At 45.8% G+C, this 12391-nt stretch carries 11 protein-coding genes and 1 pseudogene; 6 read left to right on the top strand and 6 right to left on the bottom strand.

Features of this window, described 5'->3' with window-relative positions; translation table 11 throughout:
- Positions 1–637 precede the first annotated feature (637 nt).
- The 3 genes from DW830_RS14190 to panC form a co-directional block, all read right to left on the bottom strand.
- On the bottom strand, positions 638–1087 hold the full coding sequence (locus DW830_RS14190; protein WP_119250345.1) for a Panacea domain-containing protein: 450 nt from the start codon (positions 1085–1087) through the stop codon (positions 638–640).
- Between the two features lie 860 nt (positions 1088–1947).
- A complete protein-coding gene (panD, locus tag DW830_RS14195) occupies positions 1948–2292 on the bottom strand; it encodes an aspartate 1-decarboxylase (RefSeq protein ID WP_089545082.1) in 345 nt (114 codons plus the stop codon).
- 60 nt (positions 2293–2352) lie between these two features.
- Positions 2353–3204, bottom strand: a complete 852-nt coding sequence (panC, locus tag DW830_RS14200) for a pantoate--beta-alanine ligase (protein ID WP_119250346.1) — start codon at positions 3202–3204, stop codon at positions 2353–2355.
- Positions 3205–3376: 172 nt separating this feature from the next.
- Here panC and DW830_RS14205 point away from each other — a divergent pair, with 172 nt between their 5' ends.
- The 3 genes from DW830_RS14205 to DW830_RS14215 all read left to right on the top strand — a co-directional run bounded on the left by DW830_RS14205 (position 3377) and on the right by DW830_RS14215 (position 5825).
- Positions 3377–4189 carry a glycogen/starch synthase gene (locus DW830_RS14205; RefSeq protein WP_119250347.1) on the top strand — a complete coding sequence of 271 codons (813 nt, stop codon included), beginning with the start codon at positions 3377–3379 and terminating at the stop codon, positions 4187–4189.
- Positions 4190–4261: 72 nt separating this feature from the next.
- Positions 4262–5689 carry a DUF4270 domain-containing protein gene (locus DW830_RS14210; protein ID WP_119250348.1) on the top strand — a complete coding sequence of 476 codons (1428 nt, stop codon included), beginning with the start codon at positions 4262–4264 and terminating at the stop codon, positions 5687–5689.
- Between the two features lie 4 nt (positions 5690–5693).
- Entirely contained in the window at positions 5694–5825 is a 132-nt protein-coding gene (locus DW830_RS14215; RefSeq protein WP_118312522.1) for a dehydrogenase, read from the top strand.
- Between the two features lie 88 nt (positions 5826–5913).
- Here DW830_RS14215 and DW830_RS14220 read toward each other — a convergent pair.
- The 3 genes and pseudogenes from DW830_RS14220 to DW830_RS14230 all read right to left on the bottom strand — a co-directional run bounded on the left by DW830_RS14220 (position 5914) and on the right by DW830_RS14230 (position 9882).
- Positions 5914–8341 (bottom strand): annotated as a pseudogene (locus DW830_RS14220) (ATP-dependent helicase).
- 78 nt (positions 8342–8419) lie between these two features.
- On the bottom strand, positions 8420–9154 hold the full coding sequence (gene mtgA, locus DW830_RS14225) for a monofunctional biosynthetic peptidoglycan transglycosylase (protein ID WP_187360416.1): 735 nt from the start codon (positions 9152–9154) through the stop codon (positions 8420–8422).
- 38 nt (positions 9155–9192) lie between these two features.
- Positions 9193–9882 (bottom strand): OmpA family protein, encoded by a 690-nt coding sequence (locus DW830_RS14230; protein WP_119250349.1) that lies wholly within the window; start codon positions 9880–9882, stop codon positions 9193–9195.
- Positions 9883–10108: 226 nt separating this feature from the next.
- On the opposite strand from DW830_RS14230, the gene proS reads away from it, so the two are divergent.
- The 3 genes from proS to DW830_RS14245 all read left to right on the top strand — a co-directional run bounded on the left by proS (position 10109) and on the right by DW830_RS14245 (position 12342).
- Positions 10109–11590, top strand: a complete 1482-nt coding sequence (proS, locus tag DW830_RS14235) for a proline--tRNA ligase (protein ID WP_089545090.1) — start codon at positions 10109–10111, stop codon at positions 11588–11590.
- 50 nt (positions 11591–11640) lie between these two features.
- Positions 11641–12009 carry a hypothetical protein gene (locus DW830_RS14240; protein ID WP_119250350.1) on the top strand — a complete coding sequence of 123 codons (369 nt, stop codon included), beginning with the start codon at positions 11641–11643 and terminating at the stop codon, positions 12007–12009.
- 63 nt (positions 12010–12072) lie between these two features.
- Complete coding sequence (locus DW830_RS14245) at positions 12073–12342, top strand: hypothetical protein (RefSeq protein WP_119250351.1); 270 nt, start codon at positions 12073–12075, stop codon at positions 12340–12342.
- Positions 12343–12391: the final 49 nt, after the last annotated feature.

The raw sequence follows: 12391 nt of genomic DNA on the forward strand, positions 1-12391 counted from the left end.
GTGGAGTAAGTCGTAACATCCACTTACAAATACTTTTTTTGCCATAAACTTTATGATATGATAACTCTGCCAGGTATGATCCATCCTGACCTGTAATACCCGTAATAAGGGCTACTTTTCTATTATTATATTATTTTTTTCTTATTCTTTTTCGAAAACCTACCCGTCCTTCCTTATTGTTAAAGAAGGAGTTTTTTCTACCTCTCCGTCTCTCCTGCAAGGAGAGCTCCACTTTCTCCCCAAGCCCCTCTTCAATAGTCTTTACGACCCCTTCGGTTCCCCTTCTAGGGGACAGAAACCTCAGGAAGCGGGGATGTAACCGCCCTCCGGTGCTCAGAACCGCTACGCTTTAGGGTTGGCGGACCATCAAAGGTCTGCGCCAGGTTTGCGGGATGGGACCGCCTTACTATAGCTTGCTGATTGGGACAGCCAGAATAGTTCCTCATTGCAGTATCGCTCTGCACTTGTCATCGCTCGAATGAGGAATATTTTTGCTTGAATCAAAACTGCTCAATTATCCATGAGTATAAATATCACCAAAGCTGTACTCAATAAAAATAACTTCAAAAGTGTCTTTTTGGCGATAGCCAAGAAACACATGGTTATCACCTGTAGCACGAAACACCATAACTTCGTCTTATTGTAATTGTGTCTTGAAAAAAGCCTTCATGCTATCTTGCGAAATAACAGTACCCTTGTCATGAGGCAAAGCTTCCTGCCAAGGTTTTTCCTGATGCGTCTTATTCATCAATCCTATTGCTGAGAAATCACGATAGGCTTCATAAACCTGTAGGAACAACTCTTCTTCATCATCAGACAGCACTATTGGAGTGTTTTCTTCAGAAGGAAGAGTATGTGCACCAAATTCGGCATATGTGTCATATACAACTGGCACAACAGGACCATACATCCAAGACTCTACGTTTTCTTCGAAAAGAGGAGTTCCGAATGCTGCCAAATGATAACCTTGCTGATAATAAAGAAGCTTTTGGAGTTTTAAGTTTGTCAAACACTCTCCACCATTGGCTTCATCTTGCTGGGCCAAGAATATCAATTTCTTTGCTATATCTATCGCTTTGTATGCCATAATTCTTAATATTTATTGTTTTCAAGGCAAAGATACATTATTTATATAGCATTTCCAAGGAAATTCAACAATTTTAACGTTTCCTTTTAGGATACTTGCCCTTGTATCGTAAGATACTTGCTGCAAGGGCTATCATAAGAACTTTCAATAATGCAACTCCGTACTTTACCCTATCATCTTCTCCAGCTAGCTCAGAAAGCTAGAGGGAGGTTTTTTATAAAATATATTAAATGGTTTCAACTGCCGGATATAGCTCCGCTTCCCCTGAGAAGATGACTATTCCCGAGTTATGAGGGTTGTGATATGTATCACAGCATTGAAAAACCAATAGACTCACTTCCACTAATCTTCAATACTATTATGTCTTTCTGCCTGCTGCATACGAAATGCAAAACGAGCTGCTTGAAGCAAATTATATATCATATACCATTCTGCTTAGCTAAAAGCCATCTTTTAAGTTCTTAAATCGTCTCGTTCTTCTGAATCTCTACGTAAGAGATACGGATTCACGCTGCAAAAATACGAATTTTATTGTAAATAAGCAAATTATGCTTGTTAATTTTTTAATGTTGTTCTGCAAAAATCAACATTTTTTTGAGATGATTTTGGACAAAATCTGATAAGTATCTGATTGAACGGAAGTTCTCCGTTTTTCCGTATCTCTTACGTAGAGATTCTGAAAATTGGTTCAAACTGGTTCATTTTATCCTGACCCTGTTTTTTCTCCTCTTTATATAAAGGTGTAACACCGACATCATCGTGAAGACGGATAAAGCGGATTGCAAATCCGCCAAATAAAGACAAAAGAAAGGGTGTGCCATAAGTCTATGACACACCCTTTCTTTTGTTTCCATTGAATATTAAACCCTGTTTCCCTCTTTCGGGAAAACCACGGTAGGCTTGAAGGTCTTTGCCTCCTCAAAGTCCATCAGGGCATAGGCGATGATGATGACGGTATCACCTACCTGCACCTTGCGGGCTGCTGCACCATTCAGGCAGATGCAACCGCTGCCACGCTCACCCTTGATGATATAGGTCTCCAGGCGCTCACCATTGTTGTTATCCACAATCTGCACCTTCTCTCCTGCTATCAGGTTAGCTGCGTCCATCAGATCCTCATCTATCGTGATGCTACCCATGTAATTCAGGTTAGCCTCAGTTACAGTCACACAATGGAGCTTACTCTTCAATACTTCAATCTGCATTGTTCTGTTATTACTTTTATCTATTACGGATTAAACTTAATAAAGAAATCTATAGAGGAATTATCCTTTATACTTGATATGGTCGATGAGACGGATAGGAGTCTTGCCGCAATATACGGTGATGCAACCTACCACGTAGGCGCTATCCTCCCATGATGCCACATCCTGCAGGCTGTCGCCATCCACAATCTGGAAATACTCCACCTCCAGACCATCCACGGCATTGATGTCGCTCACTACCTTGTCGTGAGTTTCCTGCACAGAATGATTCTTGGCAAACTCTACGCTCGCCTTCAAAGCCTTGTAGATATTCGGTGCGATGGCACGCTCATCAGCAGAGAGCAATGTATTGCGGCTGCTCTTAGCCAAACCATCCTCATCACGGACGATAGGACACTCCACAATCTGCACATCACTATTGATGTACTTCACGAGCTGCTTGATGACAGCAATCTGCTGCCAGTCTTTCTCACCGAAATAAGCACGGGTAGGACGAACAATAAAGAACAGGCGACTTACTACCTGGCATACACCATTGAAGTGGCCCGGACGCTTGGCACCCTCCATCACGGTACTTACCGGAGGGAACTCGAAGTGGCGGGTATCCGGTGTAGGATACATCTCCTCTACAGAAGGAGCAAACACATAGTCAGCACCACAAGCCTCAAGGAGCTTGCAGTCAGCATCGAGTGTACGCGGATAACGCTCCAAGTCACCCTTGTCATTAAACTGAGTAGGATTCAAGAAAACGGAAACTACCGTAACACCGTTTTCCTTAACACTGCGCTTTACCAGAGAGGCATGACCCTCATGAAGCGCACCCATAGTTGGCACAAGGCCGATTTCCTTTCCCTCCTTGCGACGATCGAAAAGTTCGTTCTGGAGGTCAACAATCTTATTGATTACTTTCATCTTCTTATCTGTTTTCGGGTGCAAAATAACAACTTTTTTCTCAAATAAGAAAGAAAAAACCTAAAAATATGCGAATTATTGCCGAAATTATTGAATTTCAGAAGAAAAATACGCTTTTTTGGAGTTTTTTTTGTACCTTTGCACCTAATTCGTAAGAATAATAATTAAATTTATGGCAAAGAAAGTATTATTTATCAATCAGGAGATCGACCCATACGTAGCCGAGACCCACATGTCTATCATGGGACGCGAATTACCTCAGAAGATGCAGGAAGCAGGCTTTGAGATTCGCACCTTTATGCCTAAATGGGGCACCATCAATGAGCGTCGCGGCCAGCTGCACGAGGTGATTCGCCTGTCTGGTATGAACCTTATCATCGATGATACAGACCATCCGCTGATCATCAAGGTTGCATCTATACCAACAACACGTCAACAAATCTATTTCATTGATAACGACGATTACTTCACCCGCCGCCAGATGGCAGCCGACGAGCAGGGTGTGGAATATAAAGATAACGGGGAGCGCGCCATCTTCTTCGCACGCGGCGTACTGGAAACCGTGAAGAAGCTTCGCTGGCAGCCAGACGTCATCGTATGTCAGGGCTGGGTAAGCGCAGTGGTTCCTTTCTATATCAAGACGGCATACGCTGAGGAACCTTCCTTCGCCAACTCAAAGGTGATCATCTCACTCTATACCAACGAGCTGAAGGGCGAACTCGGCACACACTTCAAGCGCTGCGTGGAGTTCCGTGATGCCAAGTCGGAACTGCTCTCTGACTACAAGGAGGACTTCGACTTCATCGAGTTGGGCAAGATGACCATCGACTACAGCGACGGCGTGATTGAAGGCGAAAGCCTGTCAGACAGAACTCTCTTGGATTATGCCAATGAGAAGAGCAAGCCAACCCTCGCTTATCCTGGCGATGACTTTGCGGATGCCTACAAGACATTCATCAACGAAGTATGCCCTGATGAGGAGTAAGCTTCAGAAATTAGACACATTTCAAGGATAATGAAGATTTTAAGACTATTTACAGCGTTATTTATAGCAGCGATGACTATTGCTGCATGTGATGACACCACCGACAACATCGGATCGTCGATCACCAACGACGTTGATAACATCTCTATCAAAGACCATGTGTTCAACGTCACCTCACGCTCCATCGTTTCCGGCCCGGTTCTGAGCCGAAACAATACGGGTATGATCGGTAATGTGAAGGATCCTGAGACCGGCACCTACGTAGCTGGCGACTATATGACCCAGTTTGGCGTACTGTCATCATTCAGTCTGGACACTTTGGAGTACATCCGCAATGCACACGATGGCAAGATCGAGGCGGACTCATGCTATCTCCTGGTATCATACAAGACTACATACGGTGATACCCTCGCACCGATGAAGGCTACTGCCTATGAGATGAGCAAGCCGATGAGCGAGGATCAGGAGTATTACTCAGACTATGATGCCTTCAAGGACAACTGGGTGAGCGAGAACAACTATAAGTCGAGCACCACCTACAACCTGAACAGCACGACGATGGCTTTCAAGATCTATCTGAACAAGCCATATACGGCAAAGGATGGCAAGACCTACAAGAACTACGGTTCATACGTGATGAATACCTTCGTGGATCACCCTGAGTACTTCAAGACCAACTGGGATTTCCTCAACAAGGTTTGTCCGGGTTTCTATATCAAGAATGCCGGTGGTATCGGAAACGTAGCCAATATCTGGAATACCGAGTTGCAGTTCTACTACAAGATCCAGAAGACGGTGAAGAACTCTGCGGGCAACGACAGTATCGTAAAAGGTCTCGCCTTCAACCGCTTTGATGGTACAGAAGAGGTGCTGCAGCTCAACAAGATTACCAACGACAGCACGACTTTGGATAGTCTGGCAAAGGATGAGAGCTGCACGTATCTGAAGTCACCAGCCGGCATCTTCACAGAAGTAACGCTGCCAGTAGAGGATATCATGAAGGGCCATGAGAAGGATACGCTGAATACAGCCACCATCTCTTTCCCAAGAATGAATAATGTAGATAACAACAACGACTATCAGTTCAGCGTTCCTTCTACTATCCTGATGGTACAGAAAGACAGTCTGGATGCCTTCTTCGAGAAGAACAAGCTGACAGACAACCGTACCTCCTATACGGCTTCTTACAACAGGAACTCTACAGGCGTGAAGAATGCCTATACCTTCTATAACATCAGTAACCTGGTTACGGCGATGTACAGGAACAAGGGCAAGAGTGAAAACTGGAACAAGGTGGTACTGGTACCTGTGACCTTGACCATAAGTACACAGAACAATTCTACCGTGATTACCAAGATCAATCACGATATGCAGCTCACCTCTACCCGACTGATCAAGGCGACGGATGATCCTGACAAGGATTACACCACCAAGGACGGCAAGCGAGTGGCTACAGGACCTGTTCAGATCAAGGTAATCTACAGTAAGTTCAAGGAATAAATTCATGGCAGACAATTTCCTTGAACGCCACCGCGAAGATTACGAGCAGCGCAAAGCTGCCTGGCTGAGACGCAAGAAGCATCTTCCCAAAATCAAGAAGCCTGCCATCAAGCGTCCTGATGATGAAGCTTTATAAAAAAGATTCTATATGAAAAAATCCCAGCTGGAAGTTCTTTTCCAGCTGGGATTTTTTCATATCCTCAGTTTTATCTTCTTTCTATTATCTATGAGAGAATGGTGAACTTGGCAAACTTCAGAAGCAACTGCTTGGTTCCTGCATTCTGGAACTCTACAGTGGCCTTCGTATTTTCTCCGGTTCCTTCTATCTTCAATACCGTTCCTATTCCAAAACGCTGATGCTCGATTCTACAGCCCTCGCTGAGAGAACCAGCAGCAGAGGAAGCTTTAGAAGCTGACGAACCAGCTGATGCAACAGATGAAGAGCTAGCGGTATCACCCATGATTCTATGTACTGCAGTCACAGCTCTTACAGATTTGAATCCTGGTTTAGGATCAGCCATAAACTGCGAAGCTACAGGCTTAGCGTCTGATAATCACGACCATAGCCTGACCGGTCTCTATCCCAAGGCATTCTTCCGCCATAGCCACCTTCAGAACCATATCTACTACTTGAACCATAGCCACCATACGAACTTCTTCCCCCACCGAATGAAGATTCAGGAGCCTCTTCGCCTCCCTCTATCAGACTGGCATCAATCTCATCGATGAAGCGGCTCGGATTATCAAATTCCATTTTGCCATATCGGAAACGGTTCTTGGCATTGGTCAGGATGCAATGCTTCTCGGCACGGGTAATTGCGACATAGAGCAGACGACGCTCCTCTTCCAGCTCCCTGACAGAAACTGCAGCAAGCGGACTCGGGAAGATATTCTCCTCCAAACCTACTACGAAAACAGTAGCAAACTCCAGACCCTTTGCCGCATGAATCGTCATGAGCGAAACTCTCGGTTCATCCTTCTCTCCCTCACTGTCCGCATCCGTCAGCAGCGCCACGTCCTGCAGATAATCAGTAAGATAAGCTTCATCCATTCGTCCCTCTTCCTGGCGTCCAGCACGAAGGTCTGCATACCACTCAGAAACTCCTCCAGGTTTTCCTGGCGAGCCAGGTCATCGGCATTCTTTCCCGACATGATATCCTCGCTGATTCTACTTTCCCTGATGATGGCATCACCCAGTTCATAGACATCCAGGGTATGCGAACGATCAATGAACGAAGAGATGAGCAGGCGGAAATTCTCGAGCTTCGTCTGCGTACCCTTGTTGACATTCAGTCCGTAATGTTCCACATTACCTATCACCTCCCAGAAACTCACCTGGTTCTGATGGGCACAATCGGCAATCTTCATCACGGTAGTAGCACCGATGCCACGAGCCGGATAATTGATGATACGCTTGAAAGCCTCCTCATCGTCAGGATTGGCAACGAGACGGAAATAGGCGATGATATCCTTGATTTCCTTACGCTGATAGAAACTCAATCCGCCGTAAATACGATATGGAATGCCCTGCTTTCTGAATTCCTCCTCGAAGCTGCGGCTCTGGGCATTGGTACGATAGAGAATGGCAAATTGATCGTATCCGCAATCATCCTGCCGCTTGATGCGCTGGATATTCTTCGCCACAATCAGCGCCTCCTCCTTGTCGCTGTAGGCTGGCTTATACAGTATCTTCTCTCCTTTATCATTTTTGCTGAACACCTCTTTCTGAATCTGATTGCGGTTATGATGAATCAGACTGTTGGCAGCCTCCACGATGGTTTGAGTAGATCGGTAGTTCTGTTCCAGTTTAAAAAGTTGGGTTCCAGGCAATTGTTTCTGATAATTCAATATATTGTCGATGTTGGCACCACGGAAGCTGTAGATACTCTGCGAATCATCACCCACGGCACAGACACGCAGTTTTTCCTTACAGAGCTGCATCACGATAGACATCTGCACATGGTTGGTATCCTGATACTCATCCACCAGGATATAATCGAACCTGCCGGCATACTTCTGTCTGATTTCCTCGTGATCTCTGAAAAGCTGGAAAGTAAGCATCAGGAGATCATCAAAGTCCATCGCATTAGCCTGACGGCAACGCTGCACATAAGCCACATAAATCTTTCCGATGGCAGGCATCTTGGCACGCTTGTTCTGCTCCAGGATGCCAGGGTCGCTATCGTAGGCTTCAGCAGTTACCAGGTTGTTCTTAGCCATCGAAATCCGGGCGTGAACAGCAGCAGGCTTATAGACCTTGTCATCCAGTCCCATCTCCTTGATGATTGCCTTCAGCAGTGAGCGTGAGTCACTTTCATCATAGATGGTAAAGTTATTATTGAAACCGATATGCTCAGCTTCAGCACGGAGAATACGGGAGAAGATGCTATGGAAGGTACCCATATAGAGATGCTGGGCGAGGTCATCGCCCACCAGTTTTCCAATACGTTCCTTCATCTCCCTAGCCGCCTTATTGGTAAAGGTAAGTGCCATGATGCTCCAAGGCTTCATGCCCTGGCTCAGGAGATAGGCAATCTTATACGTAAGCACACGCGTTTTGCCCGAACCTGCACCAGCAATCACCAGCGAAGGTCCGTCAATATACTCTACCGCAGCACGCTGCGCATCATTCAAGTCGTTCAATAAATCCATTAATCAATATTTGAGGTCAAAAAACATTAACCAGTTTGAGCAAAACTATAAATTATAAACTATAAATTATAAAAACCATCACTTCCCCCTATATCCTCCTACAGCCGTGCTTGGGTCGTAGTCTTCACCCTCACGAGGGAATGAAGGGATGAATTTCATCTGATGTTCAATCTGGCGCTGGCGCTTCTTCATATAAGCACTCGGATACAGGGAACTGAACTTTCTAGGATTAGGCAGCGTAGCAGCTATCAGGGCACACTCGCCACGGAAGAGATCCTGCGCTTTCTTGTTGAAATGATATTCAGCCACAGCATCGACACCATAGATTCCCGGTCCCATCTCGATACTGTTGAGATAGACCTCCATGATGCGCTGCTTGCTCCACATCATTTCAATGAGAAAGGTGAAATACACCTCAAATCCCTTGCGGGTCCAGGAACGGCCCGGCCAGAGGAATACGTTCTTGGCGGTCTGCTGACTGATGGTACTGGCACCATGCACCTTACCGCCACGGGCATTATTTTTGGCAGCACTCTCGATGGCATTGAAGTCGAAGCCATGATGCTTGAGGAACCGGGCATCCTCGCTCGCCATCACCGCCACAGGCATGTGAGGGGAGATCTTATCCATCGAAACCCAGTGATGATGCAAGGTAATACTTTCACCATCAGCTACTTGCTGAAAACAGCGGATGATCATCAACGGAGTAACATATACCGGAATAAAACGGTAGGCTACTACAGCAAGAATGGTGGTACTGAAAAACAGCACCACCACCCATCTTACGATATTTCTGATCTTTTTTAAAATCATCTATCTTCTTTTTCCCTTATCGGGAACCTCATTCGTTTTTACTTCAATGTACCATTGTTAGCAGCATTCACCATTGCCTGGCTAGCATACATGTAAACCTCTACACGACGATTCTGAGCGCAGGCTGCTGTAGTATTCACCACTGGATTAGCAGAACCCAAACCCTCTACGCTCTTGATCTGGCTGTTCGCAACACCGCATGACTTCAAGTAGGTAGAAACGGCATTGGCACGATTCTGGCTCAAAGGCAAGTTGATGCCATCATTACCTGTAGCATCGGTATAACCCTGGATAGCTACCTCGCAGTCGGCATTGTTCTTCAAAACCTGGGCAAACTGAGCCAAGTCGTTCTTAGCGCTTGCATTGAGCGCATATTTGTTGGTCTGGAAGAGGATACCAGAATCGAAGGTTACCTTGACAGCTGTCAAACCATTGGCATCTGTAACGGTAGAAACCTGCGCATTCTTCACAGCCTCTGCCTCAGCCTTCACCTTATCCATGTGTTTTCCAATCAAGTTACCCGCTGTACCACCCACGGCAGCGCCGATGGCAGCGCCTACTACAGCACCTGTACCACGATGGCTATTGTTCAGCAAACCACCAACGAGTGCACCCAAAGCAGCACCAGAACCAGCACCTACGGCAGTACCTGTCTTCTGACTGGTTCCACAACTTCCCAAAACGAGCAGCATTGAGAGCGCTGCTGCAGTAAATTTCATCTTTTTCATACTATAATTCTCCTATATTTATGTTATTTAAATGCAAAGATACGTCTTTTTTCTCCAATATGGAGGGTTTTCTAATATTTTTTTGTAATTTTGCATGCAAATTTAAGGGTATTTGTCCAAATGACGAAAGGAAATCGCCTATTTCGGGGCGGAAATTCCCTATTGGGCGTGTTTTCAAGCCCAAAATATCTAGCAGAATTTAAAAACAAAATATATAATTAGTAATATGGCTAAAGAACTTAAGAATTTAACCAAGCGCGCTGACAACTACAGTCAGTGGTACAATGATTTGGTAGTAAAGGCTGACCTCGCAGAGTTGTCACCAGTTCGTGGTTGTATGATCATCAAACCATACGGCTACGCAATCTGGGAGAAGATGCAGCAGCAGCTCGACAAGATGTTTAAGCAGACAGGTGTACAGAACGCATACTTCCCTCTCCTCATCCCGAAGAGCTTCTTCTCTCGTGAGGCTGAGCACGTGGCAGGTTTCGCCAAGGAGTGTGCTGTGGTTACTCACTATCGTCTTCGTTCTACAGAGGATGGTACAGAGGTTGAGGTGGATCCTAATGCCAAGCTCGATGAGGAGCTGATCATCCGCCCTACTTCAGAGACCATCATCTGGAACACATATAAGAACTGGATTCATTCATGGCGTGATCTCCCTATCCTCTGCAACCAGTGGTGTAACGTAATGCGTTGGGAGATGCGTACCCGTCCATTCCTCCGTACTTCTGAGTTCCTCTGGCAGGAGGGGCATACTGCTCATGCTACCAAGGAAGAGGCTGAAGCAAAGGCTCAGGAGATGCTGAAGGTATATGCTGAGTTCGCTGAGAAGTATATGGGTGTGCCTGTATTGCAGGGTGTGAAGAGTGAGACAGAGCGCTTCGCCGGTGCTCTCAACACTTATACCATCGAGGCAATGATGCAGGATGGCAAGGCGCTGCAGAGCGGTACTTCTCACTTCCTGGGTCAGAACTTCGCCAAGAGCTTCGATGTTACCTATCTGAATAAGGAGAACAAGCCTGAGTATGTATGGGCTACTTCATGGGGTGTTTCTACCCGATTGATGGGTGCCCTCATCATGGTTCACAGCGATGACAACGGTCTGGTATTGCCTCCAAAGCTGGCTCCTATCCAGGTGGTAATTATTCCTATCAACAAGGGCGACGAGCAGTTGGCTCAGATTACTGCCAAGCTGCAGCCTGTTATCGACCAGCTCCGCGAGTTGGGCATCAGCGTGAAGTATGATGACAACACAGCGAAGCGTCCTGGCTTCAAGTTTGCTGACTACGAGTTGAAGGGTGTACCTGTTCGTCTCGCTATGGGTGGTCGTGACTTGGAGAACAACACCATAGAGATCATGCGTCGTGATACCTTGGAGAAGGAGAACGTAAGCTTCGACGGCATTGTAGAGCGCGTGAAGGATATGCTGGAAGATATCCAGAAGAACATCTTTGAGAAGGCTCGTGCTTACCGTGATGCTCACGTATATGAGTGCGACAACTACGAGGAGTTCAAGGAGCGTGTAAAGAATGGCGGTTTCTTCCTCTGCCACTGGGACGGTACAGCCGAGACCGAGGCAAAGATCAAGGAGGAGACTCAGGCTACCATCCGTTGCGTGCCTTTCGCTTACGAGCAGACTCCTGGTGTTGATATGGTGAGCGGCAAGCCTGCCGTAGCTCGCGTTATCATCGCAAGAAGTTATTAATTATTTAAAAAACGGTGTCGGGAGATTTCCGGCACCATTCAATATCAAATATGAAGCAGTTGATACTCTACATCATTTTTCTGATGTCCATGGTCTTCTCAGGCTATGGAGAGGTATCTGCTGCTTCTGTTTCCAAGGTTACACCTCACCAGCAGGAGCAGGATGCCCAGCTGGAAGATGCATCCAATGCCGCCTATCGGGTATGCAGCAGTCGTCCACAGCGTTTGTTGCCAAGTGGCAACATACATGGCAACCCATCTGCAAGCAGTAGATTGCTAATCCATAGAATCCGTTTTTTATCATCCCTTTTATCAGTCATAGAAGGTGCGAAGGAGCCTTTCCGCCAGGAAACTGCCCCTATCCACTTTGATGTCGCCAGCAAGTATTATGTCATTTGCCTGCGGCATCTTATCTGTTAGTTCTTCTTTTTATATTTTACAAAAAACAGATTTATATATATATTTAAAGAAGAAAATAAGATTATGGCTAAGATTAATCATTTAGATATGGGTGCAGAAGTATTGGCACTCGACGATGTACAGGAAAAGAAGGGTTTCATGGGTTTGACTATCAAGTTGATCTACAAACCAACCAACAGTGCTATCAAGATCAAGGAGAAAGAATACTCTGCAGAGGATGGCAAGAAGCTCATCAACATCCTTAATTCTACCCCTAGCGAGGTAGAATCTTCTATCCTAAAATCCGCAACTATCATCCAATACACGATTAAGGGTAGATTTATGAGTCGTTAGTAGCAGCTTTCAGTAAAAAGCAACAGCACAACATCAATATGTAGCCACC

It is taken from the genome of Prevotella sp. AM34-19LB, from assembly GCF_003468525.1.
Taxonomy (GTDB): Bacteria; Bacteroidota; Bacteroidia; order Bacteroidales; family Bacteroidaceae; genus Prevotella.